This window comes from Pseudomonas sp. 2957, from assembly GCF_031456345.1.
GTDB classification, from domain to species: domain Bacteria; phylum Pseudomonadota; class Gammaproteobacteria; order Pseudomonadales; family Pseudomonadaceae; genus Aquipseudomonas; species Aquipseudomonas siliginis.
The window spans coordinates 47,691-61,213 of the sequence record NZ_JAVDUL010000003.1; the positions used below are offsets into that span (position 1 = coordinate 47,691).

General features: G+C 60.1%; 14 protein-coding genes. 9 read left to right on the plus strand and 5 right to left on the minus strand.

Annotation, left to right across the window (positions count from 1 at the left end; genetic code table 11):
* Nucleotides 1-4 precede the first annotated feature (4 nt).
* The 5 genes from atuD (at nt 5) to J2Y39_RS10655 (ending at nt 5,179) form a co-directional block, all read left to right on the plus strand.
* Nucleotides 5-1,162 (plus strand): citronellyl-CoA dehydrogenase, encoded by a 1,158-nt coding sequence (atuD, locus tag J2Y39_RS10635; RefSeq protein WP_310217430.1) that lies wholly within the window; start codon nt 5-7, stop codon nt 1,160-1,162.
* The gene (locus J2Y39_RS10640) at nt 1,159-1,956 is read left to right on the plus strand and encodes an enoyl-CoA hydratase-related protein (protein WP_310217433.1); all 798 of its coding nucleotides are present in this window, start codon (nt 1,159-1,161) and stop codon (nt 1,954-1,956) included. Before atuD ends, J2Y39_RS10640 begins: the two co-directional genes overlap by 4 nt.
* A 292-nt stretch (nt 1,957-2,248) precedes the next feature.
* A complete protein-coding gene (locus J2Y39_RS10645) occupies nt 2,249-4,210 on the plus strand; it encodes an acetyl/propionyl/methylcrotonyl-CoA carboxylase subunit alpha (RefSeq protein WP_310217436.1) in 1,962 nt (653 codons plus the stop codon).
* Nucleotides 4,211-4,280: 70 nt separating this feature from the next.
* A complete protein-coding gene (locus J2Y39_RS10650; protein WP_310217439.1) occupies nt 4,281-4,823 on the plus strand; it encodes an exonuclease domain-containing protein in 543 nt (180 codons plus the stop codon).
* 71 nt (nt 4,824-4,894) lie between these two features.
* Entirely contained in the window at nt 4,895-5,179 is a 285-nt protein-coding gene (locus J2Y39_RS10655) for a pyrimidine/purine nucleoside phosphorylase (protein ID WP_039759849.1), read from the plus strand.
* A gap of 72 nt (nt 5,180-5,251) precedes the next feature.
* Here J2Y39_RS10655 and J2Y39_RS10660 read toward each other — a convergent pair whose 3' ends face one another.
* Together J2Y39_RS10660 and J2Y39_RS10665 are read right to left on the minus strand one after the other, a co-directional pair.
* Nucleotides 5,252-6,058, minus strand: coding sequence for an MOSC domain-containing protein (locus tag J2Y39_RS10660; protein WP_310217441.1), 807 nt, complete (start codon nt 6,056-6,058; stop codon nt 5,252-5,254).
* A gap of 190 nt (nt 6,059-6,248) precedes the next feature.
* Nucleotides 6,249-7,184 carry a chemotaxis protein CheV gene (locus J2Y39_RS10665; protein ID WP_016770829.1) on the minus strand — a complete coding sequence of 312 codons (936 nt, stop codon included), beginning with the start codon at nt 7,182-7,184 and terminating at the stop codon, nt 6,249-6,251.
* A 454-nt stretch (nt 7,185-7,638) separates the two neighbouring features.
* Between J2Y39_RS10665 and J2Y39_RS10670 the strand changes: the two genes are divergently transcribed.
* The 3 genes from J2Y39_RS10670 (at nt 7,639) to J2Y39_RS10680 (ending at nt 10,122) form a co-directional block, all read left to right on the plus strand.
* Nucleotides 7,639-8,109, plus strand: a complete 471-nt coding sequence (locus J2Y39_RS10670) for a hypothetical protein (protein WP_056788632.1) — start codon at nt 7,639-7,641, stop codon at nt 8,107-8,109.
* Between the two features lie 463 nt (nt 8,110-8,572).
* Complete coding sequence (locus tag J2Y39_RS10675; protein ID WP_024013690.1) at nt 8,573-9,466, plus strand: sensor histidine kinase; 894 nt, start codon at nt 8,573-8,575, stop codon at nt 9,464-9,466.
* Complete coding sequence (locus tag J2Y39_RS10680) at nt 9,463-10,122, plus strand: response regulator transcription factor (RefSeq protein ID WP_056788523.1); 660 nt, start codon at nt 9,463-9,465, stop codon at nt 10,120-10,122. The genes J2Y39_RS10675 and J2Y39_RS10680 overlap by 4 nt, the downstream gene beginning before the upstream one ends.
* Here J2Y39_RS10680 and yegS read toward each other — a convergent pair.
* Entirely contained in the window at nt 10,106-11,023 is a 918-nt protein-coding gene (gene yegS / locus J2Y39_RS10685) for a lipid kinase YegS (RefSeq protein ID WP_217851645.1), read from the minus strand. The two genes, J2Y39_RS10680 and yegS, sit on opposite strands and share 17 nt — an antisense overlap.
* 315 nt (nt 11,024-11,338) lie before the next feature.
* Between yegS and J2Y39_RS10690 the strand changes: the two genes are divergently transcribed.
* A complete protein-coding gene (locus J2Y39_RS10690) occupies nt 11,339-11,647 on the plus strand; it encodes a hypothetical protein (protein WP_172834003.1) in 309 nt (102 codons plus the stop codon).
* Between the two features lie 59 nt (nt 11,648-11,706).
* On the opposite strand, the gene glp is transcribed toward J2Y39_RS10690, so the two are convergent.
* Nucleotides 11,707-12,933, minus strand: coding sequence for a gephyrin-like molybdotransferase Glp (glp, locus tag J2Y39_RS10695; RefSeq protein ID WP_310217444.1), 1,227 nt, complete (start codon nt 12,931-12,933; stop codon nt 11,707-11,709).
* Nucleotides 12,917-13,456 carry a molybdenum cofactor biosynthesis protein B gene (gene moaB / locus J2Y39_RS10700; protein ID WP_016770598.1) on the minus strand — a complete coding sequence of 180 codons (540 nt, stop codon included), beginning with the start codon at nt 13,454-13,456 and terminating at the stop codon, nt 12,917-12,919. The genes glp and moaB overlap by 17 nt, the downstream gene beginning before the upstream one ends.
* Nucleotides 13,457-13,523: the final 67 nt, after the last annotated feature.

Sequence of the window (13,523 nt, forward strand, 5' to 3'; positions counted from 1 at the left end):
AACAATGATCTTCACCCCGGAACACGAAGCCCTGCGCCGCACCGTCCGCCAGTTCGTCACGAACGAGATCAACCCGCACGTCGAAGAATGGGAAAAGGCCGGGCGCTTTCCCATCCACGAAATTTTCCGCAAGGCCGGTGAGCTGGGCCTGCTGGGCATTTCCAAGCCGGAAAAATTCGGCGGCATGGGCCTCGATTACAGCTATTCGATCGTCGCCGCCGAAGAGTTCGGCACCATTCATTGCGGCGGGATTCCGATGTCGATCGGCGTGCAGACCGATATGTGCACACCCGCCCTCGCCCGCTTCGGCTCCGATGAACTGCGCGAAGAGTTCCTCCGCCCGGCCATCACCGGCGAACAGGTTGGTTGCATCGGCGTTTCCGAAGTCGGCGCCGGCTCCGATGTCGCCGGGCTGAAAACCACGGCACGCAAGGACGGCGATGACTACGTGATCAACGGCAGCAAGATGTGGATCACCAACTCGCCGAGCGCCGATTTCATCTGCCTGCTGGCCAACACCTCGGACGACAAGCCGCACATCAACAAGTCGCTGATCATGGTGCCGATGAACACCCCGGGAATCAGCCTCAGTTCGCACCTGGACAAGCTCGGCATGCGCAGCTCGGTAACCGCGCAGGTGTTCTTCGACAACGTGCGCGTGCCCCAGCGCAACCGCATCGGCCATGAAGGCGCGGGGTTCATGATGCAGATGCTGCAGTTTCAGGAAGAACGTCTGTTCGGCGCGGCGAACATGATCAAGGGCCTGGAATATTGCATCGACAGCACCATCGAGTACTGCAAGGAGCGCAAGACCTTCGGCAACGCGCTGATCGATAACCAGGTGATCCACTTCCGCCTCGCCGAATTGCAGACCGAAATCGAATGCCTGCGCGCCCTGGTCTATCAGGCCACCGAGCAATACATCAAAGGCCAGGACGTCACGCGCCTGGCATCGATGGCCAAGCTCAAGGCCGGACGCCTCGGCCGTGAAGTCAGCGACAGCTGCCTGCAATATTGGGGCGGCATGGGCTTCATGTGGGACAACCCGGTGGCCCGCGCCTATCGCGATGTGCGCCTGGTCTCGATTGGCGGCGGCGCCGACGAAATCATGCTGGGGATCATCTGCAAACTGATGGGCATCCTGCCGGGGAAAAAGAAATGAGCAACCTGCCCGATTGCCAGGCGCTGTTGCTGGAACTGCATGGTGGCGTACTGCACATCACCCTCAACCGCCCGGACAGCCGCAACGCGATGAGCCTGCAGATGGTCGCCGAACTGCGCGCGGTGCTGGCGGCGGTGTGTGATGACCGCACAGTGCGGGCCTTGGTGCTCAGCGGTGCCGGCGGGCACTTCTGCGCCGGTGGCGACATCAAGGACATGGCCAATGCCCGGGCTCAGGGCGCGGACGCTTACCGCGAGTTGAACCGGGCGTTTGGCGCGCTGCTGGAACAAGCCCAACATGCGCCGCAAGTGCTGATCACTGTGCTGCAAGGCGCCGTGCTCGGCGGCGGCTTCGGCCTGGCTTGCGTCAGCGATATTGCGATTAGCGGTCACAAGGCGCAGTTCGGCTTGCCGGAAACCAGCCTTGGCCTGATCCCGGCGCAAATCGCACCGTTTGTGGTGCAACGGATAGGCCTGACCGAAACCCGCCGACTCGCGCTGACGGCGGCGCGTTTCGATGGCCACGAGGCGCATCGTTTGGGGCTGGTGCATTTCGTTGAACAGGATGCGCAAGCGTTGGCCGAGCGACTGGATGAGGTGTTGCAACAGGTGCTGCGCTGCGCACCGGAAGCGAATGCGATGACGAAAAAATTGTTGCTGGCGAGTGCCGGACAGCCTTCGAGTGAATTGCTCGATGAGGCGGCGCAGTGGTTCAGCGCGGCGGTGACTGGAGACGAGGGAATCGAGGGGACCATGGCATTTATGCAGAAACGTAACCCTCGGTGGGTCAGCTAAAAGCTTCGCGAGCAGGCTCGCTCCCACAGGTCGAAATGCATTCCAAATGTGGGAGCGAGCCTGCTCGCGAAGAGGCCCGCACCTTCGCCGCCCAAAACTCAGGAGCCCCCGAGTTCGCAGTTGAAATGCGCTCCAAATGTGGGAGCGAGCCTGCTCGCGAAGAGGCCCGCACCTTCGCCGCCCAAAACTCAGGAGCGCCCGAATTCGCGGTTGAAATGCGTTCCAAATGTGGGAGCGAGCCTGCTCGCGAAGAGGCCATCCCATTCACCGCTATCATTTCAGGAACCCCACCATGCCTACCCTCCACAAAATCCTGATCGCCAACCGCGGTGAAATCGCCTGCCGCATCCAGCGCACGGCCCAGGCGCTGGGCTATCGCACCGTCGCCGTGTTCAGTGACGCCGACGCCGATGCGCTACACGTGCAAATGGCCGATCAGGCCGTGCACATCGGCCCGGCGCCGGTGCAGCAGTCGTACCTCAACATTGCGGCGATCATCGACGCCGCCCGACGCAGCGGCGCCGATGCAATTCACCCCGGCTACGGCTTCCTCTCGGAAAACGCCGATTTCGCCCGCGCCTGCGCCGAAGCCGGGCTGATTTTCATCGGCCCCAGCGTCAAAGCCATCGAACTGATGGGCAGCAAACGCCTGTCGAAAATTGCCATGCTTGAGGCCGGGGTTCCATGCATTGCCGGCTATCAAGGCGCAGCGCAGGACGACGCGACCCTATTGGCCGAAGCCGCGCGGATCGGTTATCCGCTGATGATCAAGGCCAGCGCCGGTGGCGGCGGACGCGGCATGCGTCTGGTGCACGAGGCCAGCGAACTGGCGGCGCAACTGCGTACCGCGCGGTCCGAAGCAATGAACGGTTTCGGTAGCGACGAGTTGATTCTCGAGCAGGCCTTGATCGACCCGCGCCACGTCGAAGTGCAACTGTTCGGCGACCAGCACGGGCATCTGGTCTATCTCGGCGAACGCGATTGCTCGATCCAGCGCCGCCATCAGAAAGTCATCGAAGAAGCGCCGTGCCCGGTGATGACCGCCGAGCTGCGCCAGGCCATGGGCGAAGCAGCACTCAAGGCCGGGCGCGCGGTGGATTACGTCGGCGCCGGCACCGTGGAGTTCCTGCTCGACGCGCGCGGGCAATTCTACTTTCTGGAAATGAACACCCGTCTGCAGGTCGAACATCCAGTGACGGAATTGATCACCGGCCTCGATCTGGTCGCGTGGCAGTTGCTGGTTGCCGAGGGTCAGCCGCTGCCGCTGACGCAGGAGCAGATCCGTCTCGACGGTCACGCCATGGAAGTGCGCCTCTACGCTGAAGATCCCGCTGCGGATTTTCTCCCGCAAACCGGCCGAATTGCCGCATGGCAACCGGCGTCGGGCCACGGTGCACGGATCGATCACGGTCTGCTTGAAGGCCAGTCGGTCAGCCCGTTCTACGACCCGATGCTGGGCAAACTGATCGCCCACGGTGCAACCCGCGAAGAGGCGCGGCGCAAGCTGCTGCGTGCGGTGCAGGACACCGTGCTGCTCGGTGTGCAAAGCAATCAACGTTTGCTCGAGGGCCTGCTGCAACATCCGCAGTTCATCAGCGGCGATTTCAGCACCGCCTTCATCCAGCACCATTTTTCCAGCCATGCCAGCCTCAACACTTATGTGCCGACGACGGAGCAACTGGCGATTGCTGTGGTGTTGTTCTATCAGGCCAGCGCCCTGCCCCATCGCGCCCCGCTGAACGGCTGGCGCAACAACGCGAGCGTGCCGTTGCACTATCGACTCGGCAGTGACGAGCAGGACTGGACGCTGTCGGTGCTGGCGCGCAAATCCGGCGAATGTGTCGTGCAGCTGGGCGAACGCACGCTGGAGTTGAAAATCATCAAGCACACCGCGCAATCGGTAACCATGGAAATCGACGGCCTGCGCCAGCGTCATGCCTACCGTCTGCACGATCGGCACCTGTGGCTGTTCACCCATCCAGGCAGCCTGCGCCTGGAGGATCGAACTCATGCGCCGATCGACAGTCAGACCAGCGTCGCCTCCGGCACCCTCAAAGCCCCGATGGACGGTGCCATTGTCGATGTGCTGGTCAGCGAGGGCAGTACGGTCAGCAAGGGTCAATTGCTGGTGGTGCTGGAGGCAATGAAAATGGAGCATCCGTTGAAGGCCGGCATCGATGGCGTGCTCAAACGGGTGCAAGTGAAGGTCGGCGATCAGGTAAAAAATCGTCAGGTTCTGTTGCAGGTCGAGTAGTCGCCCGGGCACAAGCGCGGGGTTTGACTACGCTCTGATAAATCAGAACGCGGAAATCAGGAACCCTGCGATGCCCCATTGGCTGGTCATAGATCTGGAAGCCACCACAGACGAGGGTGGCTGGCCGGTCACGGAGATGGAAATAATCGAGATCGGTGCGACCCTGGTCGACCGCGCCGGGCGCGAGCAGGATCACTTCCAGCGCTTCGTCAAACCGACCCGCCGGCCATTGCTGACGTCGTTCTGTCGGGAGCTGACGCATATCACCCAGGCAAACATCGATTCGGCGCAGCCGCTGAACGAGGTCTGGCCAGCCTTTGAGCGCTGGCTGGCACAGCATCAGGCTCGCCTTGAAGGCTGGGCCAGCTGGGGCGGTTACGATCGCCAGCAGTTGCTCCAGGAGTGGCAGCGCCTGCACATCGACAGCGGCCTGAGCAAAGTCCCGCACATGAACCTCAAACAGCGCTTCGCCAAGGCCCGGCGCCTGGAACGACCGCTGGGGCTCAACGGCGCGTTGCAACTGGCGGGCATGCAGTTCAACGGCCAACAACATCGCGCGCTGGAAGATGCCCGCAATACTGCACGGTTATTGCCGCTGGTCCTGCCGCTTTAGACGCGTGACGGCGCGAAAAGCCTTGTGCATACTGGCCGCCCCCTTTTAAGCCCTTTTCGAGGAATCCGCCCATGTTTAAAGTCAACGAGTACTTCGACGGCACCGTCAAGTCGATCGCCTTTGGCACCGCTGAAGGTCCGGCGACCATTGGCGTCATGGCCCCGGGCGAATACGAATTCGGCACCAGCCAGCGCGAGATCATGCATGTGGTTTCCGGCGCGCTGAGCGTAAAACTGCCAGACAGCAGCGACTGGGAAACCTTCGCCGCCGGCAGCCAGTTCAACGTCCCGGCCAACAGCAAGTTCCAACTGAAAGTCGCCGTTGATACCGCTTACCTGTGCGAATACCGCGGCTGATCCCGCCGGTTTCACTGCGCAATAAAATGCCCGCGTCCAAAAGACCCGGGCATTTTTCGTTTCAGCGACAACCTATTCGAGGATTTCCACCGGCATGCCGACTTCCAAGCGGCCGTTGCCGTCGTTGACCAGATTCTGCCCGAACATCGCGCCATCGGCGGTTGAGCGATGTTTCTGTAACGTCGCGAACGGCTCGCGATCGGCGCTACGCTCACCGGTTTGCGGGTCGACAGTGGTCATGATGCAACGCGCGCACGGCTTGACCACGCGGAATTCGATATCGCCGATGCGAATACGTCTCCAGTTGTCCTCGGCGTAAGGCGCGCTGCCTTCGATGACCAGATTCGGGCGAAAGCGCAGCATCTCCAGCTCTCGCCCTACCGTTTCCGAGAGTGCCAGCCGCGAGGCTTCGCCAATGAGCAGCAATGGATAACCGTCGGCGAACGCCACTTGATCGTCATCCTTGCCGAAACCCGACTGCGTGGTGCGCGCCCGCTCGAGTGGCATCTGCACCAGACGTGTCGGCTTGCCGAGGAAGTCACTGACAAAACGCGCGGCTTGATCACCGGCGTCCGGCACACGCAGGGTGTCACGCCAGATCGTCACACCGCGCAGCTCGGCGTCGGCAGCGGGCAGCGCGACTTCGATAGCACCCTGCTCGGGAGCGCTGAGGGTCAGACCGCCGCCGGCATTCCATAACGCCGACAGCTGACTCATCTTCGCTTCGGCACGCTGGGTCAGAAAGCGCCCGCTGGCCTCGTCCACCAGCATCCAGCGTCGGTCGCCCGCCAGCCCGAGCTTGTCCAGCTCAATGCTTTGCAGGATTTCGCCCTTGCCGGATTTCAACGGGTAACGATAAAGCGCGCTCAGACGCAGCATGGCCAGCTTCCTGATGGAAAAACGCCACCCTATACGAGCTTCAATACCGAATCAAAGCCGTCATTAATGTAAATACACTTCTGTGGGAGCGAGCCTGCTCGCGAAGAGGCCGGCACATTCACCATCAATGTGTCCGACCCTGCGCTTTCGCGAGCAGGCTCGCTCCCACAGGAAGCAAGATGTGCGTGTTTCAGGCCGGCACGGCGTCGAGCATCAGACGCTGGCGCACCACATCAACCAATTTGTCCGGCTGGAATTTGGAGAGGAAGTTGTCGCAACCGACCTTCTTCACCATCGAGTCGTTGAAACTGCCGGACAGCGAGGTGTGCAACACAACGTACAAGCCACGCAGGCGAGGGTCGTTGCGGATCTCCGTGGTCAGGCGATAGCCGTCCATTTCCGGCATTTCCGCATCGGTGAAGATCATCAGCAGTTTATCGGTCATGTGCACGCCGGTATCGGCCCAGGCCTTGAGCATGTTCAAGGCTTTCAAACCGTCGCTGGCGATGTGCATTTTCACCCCGAGCTGGCCGAGGGTGTCGCGCAATTGCGAAAGCGCTACGTTGGAATCATCCACCAGCAACACTTCGCGGCCACGGGCGCGCTCGAGTACCGGATCGTCGAGTTTCTCCCGCGAGACCTTGGCGTTGTACGGGACGATTTCAGCGAGGACTTTCTCGACGTCGATGATCTCCACCAGTTGATCGTCGACCTTGCTGATCGCGGTCAGATAATGCTGGCGGCCGGCACTGGTCGGCGGCGGCAGAATGGCTTCCCAGTTCATGTTGACGATGCGGTCGACACCGCCGACGAGGAAGGCCTGCACCGAACGGTTGTATTCGGTGACGATGATCGTGCTGTTCGGGCCCGGCACCAGTGGGCGCATACCGATTGCCTGCGACAGGTCGATCACCGGCAATGTCTGCCCACGCAGATTGACCACGCCGCAGACGAAGGGATGACGCTGCGGCATCAGGGTCAGCTTGGGCAGTTGCAGCACTTCCTGAACCTTGAACACGTTGATCGCGAACAGCTGGCGTCCGGCCAGGCGAAACATGAGGATTTCCAGGCGATTCTCACCCACCAGTTGCGTGCGTTGGTCTACCGTGTCGAGAATGCCGGCCATCAATGACTCCTGGGCTTGTTCTGATGAATTCACTATGGGGGTTTATCGGCTGCATTCAGCTAATCTTGATTGCTGTAAAGCGCGCCGCTAAAAATGCCATAAATGGCCATTGATGTCACACTGACATCATGCTTTACTGGCAATCGTGATTTCATCTGCTAGATTCATTGCGGCGCGACCTCGGTTTGCACGTTAGGTTCCCGCGCCTAAGGGATTCCCCTAGGATCAATCAGGCCCAACCTGATATTCGCCATTTCCAATAGCCATTACTGTGACGCCATTCTCATTGCATGAACGGAGTCAGGCTATTGTGTGCGATCGCAATTCAGTGGCAACCCACCCTCTGGAACCCTTCGGTCCGTGCACCTGCACCGCCGGGCGCGATCTGCCGACGATTCACGATCGTCGCCACACACGGCCATCCGTCAACCAACACGACGTGGTGGAGATGAACATGCCAATCGACCGTAAAGACTGGGCGCAACGCTTCCCCGAATTTCTGGTCGAGGCCGAAACGCTTCTCGCCAAGTCCGAAGAATGCCTGAGCCATCTGCAACTGATCAGCAATGACAAGGATGCCATCGACTGCATGCTCGGCACTCTGCTGAAGCTGGCCGGCCGGGCCGAAGCACTGGCGCTGGAAGCGATCTCCGAGTTTTCCCTGCACATCTACAGCCTGCTCAATTTGCAGCAGGATCACGTAGATCTGCACGAGCAGGCCCTCGATGCGTTACGTGACTGCCTGACCTTGATGGCGTGGCAGCTCGAGCTGGTCGATCCCAGGACCGGGCAGCTGACCCTGGATAAAAGCGAACAGACTGATCTGCTCGAGGCCTTCGCGGCACAAATGGGCCAAACCTCGTTCGAGCCCAAGATGGTGAGCAAACGTTTGCTCTCTTCATCCTTTACCGCGCGCCAGGCTTGAGCCGGTAAGTCGCGATATTGTCGTAAATGAATACTTCGTGCCTGAAAGCGACAATCCGGGGCAAATAATCAGCCCGACCAACGGTTAATTTCCAGGTGCCGCCATCAGGGTTTTCCCTGTGTGCAACCAGCGACACTTCCAGGCAAATCGAAGTGGCCCAAATACAACAACTCCAGCTTTTTCCAATATGGAACTTGCGTCCACGATCCGATATTTCCTGACTGAATAGACATATATAGCAACCGCGACCAACGGTATGTTAAGTGGTATTATGCCGCCGGTTAGTTACCTGCCGGTTAATGGCATACTGACTTCAGTGTTACCTTTTCGATGTTATTGCCGGTCAATGATCGCTTAATGAATGCGGTTTGAATCAATAACATAAATGACAGTATTTCCACACAGAGATCCGCCAGTCACCGGTCGGTCTGCCCGCAGCGAACATCCATTGGCTCCATCCGTTATGTACGCCAGTCTCAAGTCACTCATTACATGGCCACCTTCTCGGGAAAACGCCCGGCGCTTCACACTTGTTCTGTGTGTTCTGGCGACCTTGGGCAGTCTGCTGGCGTATGTTGTTTCCGCACGCCTTCCTTTGGGATTGCTGGCGCTCGACATCGCCGCCACCGCGTGCGTCTGGGTGCAATATCGCTTGTCACGCAAATCGATCAAGTTTCAACCACAAGAGCTGGCTGATCGACTTCTGCAAGTCCAGGAAAACGAGCGTCATCGCCTCAGCCGTGAATTGCACGACGATATCGGCCAGTTGCTCACTGCCGCCAAGCTGCAAAGTGACTGGCTCAAACGCCGCCTGCCGGAGGATCTGCAGGAACAATGCAAGGTGCTCTGCGACACACTGGATGAAACCCTGACCAAGGTGCGTGACGTCTCGGCGATTCTCAATCCACGTCAATTGACCAGTCTGGGCCTCGAAGCCAGCCTGCGTGCGCACTTGCTCAAGACACTGGCCAACACGCCGGTCAACTGGAGTCTCGATTGCCAGCAGCGGCTCAACGGCATCCCCGAGGAAATGGCCGTCGCCGCGTTTCGCATTGCCCAGGAAGCCGTGACCAACATCCTGCGCCACGCACAGGCAAAAAACCTGTTGATTCGGGTACAGCGATTGCCGCAAGGTCTGACGCTGTTGATCAGTGATGACGGCCTGGGTTTTGCCCCGGCGGCCGACCCGGCCAGAGAAGGTCAACGCGGCATGGCCGGAATGGCCGAGCGTATCGAACAGTTGGGCGGCACATTGAGCGTTATCAGCGAGCCGGGCAAAGGCACTCGAATCGAAGCACTATTCCCGTGGGCGCCTCGGGCACTCGAACGGGCCAGTACGAATAAGGTTATGCGTTGACTTGTAACTTACTTCTGGTGGATGACCACTCGCTGATCAGAGCCGGCGTGCGTGCTCTGGTTCTGGATATTCCCGGTTACGCGGTAGTCGGCGAAGCCAGTGATGGTTCGCAATTGCTCGAAATGGTCGAGCAACTGAGCCCCGACATCGTATTGCTGGACATCTCGATGCGGGAAACCGGTGGCCTGGAAGCGCTGCAACGCCTCAAGCGTGTGCGGCCGCAGAGCAAAGTGCTGATTCTGTCGATGCACACCGACCCGGCGCTGATCATGCAAGCGCTGGAGTCCGGTGCCCATGGCTACCTGCTCAAGGACACCACGGCCACCGAGCTCGAGCACGCGCTGGAAGCCCTGCGCAACAACGAACGCTATCTCAGCCCGGCCATCGCTCACACCGTGATCAATCAGGCACTGACCCGCAACCAGAAAAGCCAGCCGGACATCGCCGATTCGCACAATCTGACCGCGCGCCAGCTGGAAATCCTTCGCCTGATCGTGCGCGGCAAATCGACCCGGGAAATCGCCAACGGCCTGGGCTTGAGCGTCAAGACCGTGGAAACCCACCGCGCACAGATCATGAAGCGCCTGCAGATCTATGACGTGGCGGGCCTGGTGCTGTTCGCCGTGCGCGAGCAGATCATCAGCCTTGATGACTGATTGACGGTTGTTGGCCCAATAACGGCGAGTCTTTCGGCAAGTGCACCTGCAACGCTGCGGGTTTCGCAACAAAACGCAGACTGTCGCCTTCCAGCGGCTCGCCGTCGAGATTGATGCTCAGCCCTTCGGCGACCTTGATCTCGACCCACGGCAATCGCGCCCGCACGAACATGTTGTCGAGGCCGAAGCCCTCGCTCAGCAGATTCTTCAGCGTGCCGACCAGTTCTTGCGGTGCCGGCAGGATACTGATGTCCAGCAAACCATCATCGACCTGTGCCTCGGGGCACAGCACATGGCCGCCACCCGCCTGCCGACCGTTACCGATACCCAGCGCCAGCAGCTCACCCTGCCAATGGAAATCCGGGCCTTGCAACTCGCCGTAAGCGGCATGCAGTTCGCTGAACCGGGTCAGGCCGGTAAACAGATACGCGGCGCCGCCCAAGACCTTCTTCAGATCTTCCGAAGTATTGGCGGTCACCTGGCTGCCGAATCCGCCGGTCGCCATGTTGAGGAAAATCTGCCCGCCCACTTCGCCCAGATCGATATCCGAGGGCTGAACATCCAGTAGCTCAAGGGCTTCGGCAGGCTCCAGGGAAATACCGGCGGCGCGGGAGAAATCGTTGGCGGTTCCCAGCGGCAGCAACACAAGACTGGCTTTTTGCGGATGCTGAGCCAGCGCCTCGGCAATATCGCGCAACGTGCCATCACCGCCACCGGCGATGATTTTGCTGTAGCCGGCCGCCAACGCTTCCTCGACCAGACGCTGGGCGTCGCCGGCCTCCCAGGTCACTCGCACAGCCAGTTCCCAGCCTTGCTCACGCTTGGCTTCGACGGCAGCGCGGACATCCTCGTTGAGTGCCTGTTTGCCATGCAAGATCAGCAGTGCCCGGCGTTCACTCATAACGTCACTCCAAGAATTGAAATCGATTGAAACATCTTGACCACTGTGCGCCTTAAAAAAGCCACCGAGCTGGCAATTAATTCTTCGTCCAACTGCTGGCGTCCTACACAGCGGTATTTTTTCTTACGAAACAAGAGGAATCGGCTTAATTGACCCCGTCCGACCATTGGGTCACCGTGTGCCAGCAGCATCAACCTTCAACCCATTAACACAAGGATGTGCCGGTAATGAACGGATACCCCCCGATTTATTTCCATGAATCGAGCAATGGCAAAACCAGCAAGCGTGCAGTTGATACGATCGGCGAGAACTTCCATGCACAACCATGAAACCAAGGCACCGGTGAGCCCGGTCGCCGCTCTCGCCGAAAGTCGTGCCAGCAAGAAACCAGACTTCTGTAACAGCGCCAAGACCCCTGGAGAGTTTGATATGGAACCCCGAGTCAGCGAGCTGGAGACTCACTTCAAATACATGCGCCGCGATATGGACGAAGTGCTCAATGATGTCCGGACGATCAAACACCGCCTGGCGTATTCGGCGGGTGCCACCGCTGTCATCCTCGGACTGCTGGGCTGGGTGGCCAACAGCCGATTCGACCAGTTGGTGACATTGATCAGCAACTGACCGAATCATTCGTTGCACGCGCCGTGCGTATCAGCCGACGCGTGCATGGGCGAGATGCTCTACCCCAGAAGGTCACTGAGGGGAATGAAGCTCACTGCATCACCCTCGCTCAGCGTGCGGCCTTCTCGGACTTCCACCAATCCGTCGGCCCACGCCGCGCTACGCAGCACACCCGAACTCTGGTTGCGGTAAATGATCGCCCGCCCCTGCTCCAAGCGCCCGCGCAGATATTCACGACGGTTGCCGGCCACCGGCCAGACAAAGCCTGCTGGCACTGCAAACTTGAGCGGCTCGACATCTTGCACACCCAGGCGTCGCAACAGATAAGGCCGCGTCAGCAAGGCGAACGTCACCAGCGTAGAGGCGGGATTGCCGGGCAGGCCAATCACCGGCACGTTGCGGAAATGGCCGAACGTCAACGGTTTTCCAGGCTTGATGGCCAGCTTCCACAAGGCCAGTTCGCCTTCCTCTCGCAAGGCAAGGCCGAGAAAATCCGCTTCACCGACCGAGACACCGCCAGTAGACAGAATCAGATCGACATTTTGCAGTTCGCCCAGCCGCGCCCGCGTCGCGGGCAGATCGTCCAGAAGAATTCCGCCATCGATCACTTCGCAGCCCAGACGCTGCAACCAGCTGCACAGAAGTACGCGATTGCTGTTGTAGATCTGGCCCGGACCCAATGCCTGACCGGGTTCAACCAGCTCGTCCCCAGTGGACAGAACCGCCACCCGCGGCTTGCGCACGACGTTAACCCCGGCACAGCCAAGCGAAGCAGCCAGGCCTTGCTCAATCGGTCCGAGCCGGGTTCCAGCTTGCAGTACCAATTCGCCGACCGTGGTTTCCTGCCCTTGCGGACGAATGTTCTGCCCGGCCTTCAAAGGCTCAAGAAAGCGCACTCGGCCGTCGGCCTGAACTTCGGCATTTTCCTGCATCTCGACACAGTCAGCGCCCGGCGGCAGCGGTGCCCCGGTAAAGATGCGTGCGCAGCTGCCTGGTTCCAACGGCTGCGGAGATTGCCCGGCAAAAACTTTTTGGCTGACTGGCAGCGGCTCGCCCTGCCAATCCGCCAGGTTCAAGGCGTAGCCGTCCATGGCGCTGTTCGGCCACGGCGGCAGATCCAGCGTCGAGATCAGATCTTCAGCCAGCACCCGCCCTTCGACCTGAGCCAGCGGCAAGTGCTCGCACTCGACAATGCGCGACGCATCGGCCATGGCCAGCAAACGCTCGAGCGCCGTTTCGACAGGCAGCAGACTGCCGGTCTTGCCCGGCTTACCCACGGGATTCACAAGGCGCCGCCTGCTTCAGATGGGTGACGAAGTTGCACGGACGATGACGGGCGTCCAGTTGCTCAGCAAGAATGCCATCCCAGCCAGTGCGCACCGCATTGGTCGAACCCGGCAGGCAGCACACCAGCGTGCCGTTGGCCAGACCCGCCAAGGCCCGGGACTGCACGGTCGAAGTGCCGATGTCGGCCACGGAGATCTGGCGGAACAGTTCGCCGAATCCGTCGACCTGCTTGTCGAGCAGGCACGCCACCGCTTCCGGTGTGCTGTCACGCCCGGTGAAGCCGGTGCCGCCGGTAATCAGCACGACCTGAACCACATCGTCGGCAATCCAATTGGCGACTTGCGCGCGAATTTTGTAGAGATCATCTTTAAGCAAAACACGCTCGGCCAGCGCGTGACCGGCCGCGATCAAGCGATCGACGAAGACCTGGCCGGAGGTATCGGTTTCCAGGGTTCGGGTGTCGCTGACAGTCAGCACCGCAATATTGAGCGGCACGAAAGGTACATCAGCCTTGGCTTTCATAGGCTCTTCCAGTTGTAGGGGAAACAGCCCGGTGTTATATCACAGCGGCTCATTTTTCCGCCGCCCC

Coding starts and splice junctions, on each gene's coding strand:
- J2Y39_RS10655 (WP_039759849.1), top strand. CDS start 4,895: ATGTTTAAAGTCAACGAGTACTTCGACGGCACCGTCAAGTCGATCGCC.
- J2Y39_RS10670 (WP_056788632.1), top strand. CDS start 7,639: ATGCCAATCGACCGTAAAGACTGGGCGCAACGCTTCCCCGAATTTCTG.
- J2Y39_RS10660 (WP_310217441.1), bottom strand. CDS start 6,058: ATGCTGCGTCTGAGCGCGCTTTATCGTTACCCGTTGAAATCCGGCAAG.
- J2Y39_RS10640 (WP_310217433.1), top strand. CDS start 1,159: ATGAGCAACCTGCCCGATTGCCAGGCGCTGTTGCTGGAACTGCATGGT.
- yegS (WP_217851645.1), bottom strand. CDS start 11,023: ATGAGTGAACGCCGGGCACTGCTGATCTTGCATGGCAAACAGGCACTC.
- J2Y39_RS10675 (WP_024013690.1), top strand. CDS start 8,573: ATGTACGCCAGTCTCAAGTCACTCATTACATGGCCACCTTCTCGGGAA.
- moaB (WP_016770598.1), bottom strand. CDS start 13,456: ATGAAAGCCAAGGCTGATGTACCTTTCGTGCCGCTCAATATTGCGGTG.
- J2Y39_RS10665 (WP_016770829.1), bottom strand. CDS start 7,184: ATGGCCGGCATTCTCGACACGGTAGACCAACGCACGCAACTGGTGGGT.
- J2Y39_RS10650 (WP_310217439.1), top strand. CDS start 4,281: ATGCCCCATTGGCTGGTCATAGATCTGGAAGCCACCACAGACGAGGGT.
- J2Y39_RS10690 (WP_172834003.1), top strand. CDS start 11,339: ATGCACAACCATGAAACCAAGGCACCGGTGAGCCCGGTCGCCGCTCTC.
- J2Y39_RS10645 (WP_310217436.1), top strand. CDS start 2,249: ATGCCTACCCTCCACAAAATCCTGATCGCCAACCGCGGTGAAATCGCC.
- atuD (WP_310217430.1), top strand. CDS start 5: ATGATCTTCACCCCGGAACACGAAGCCCTGCGCCGCACCGTCCGCCAG.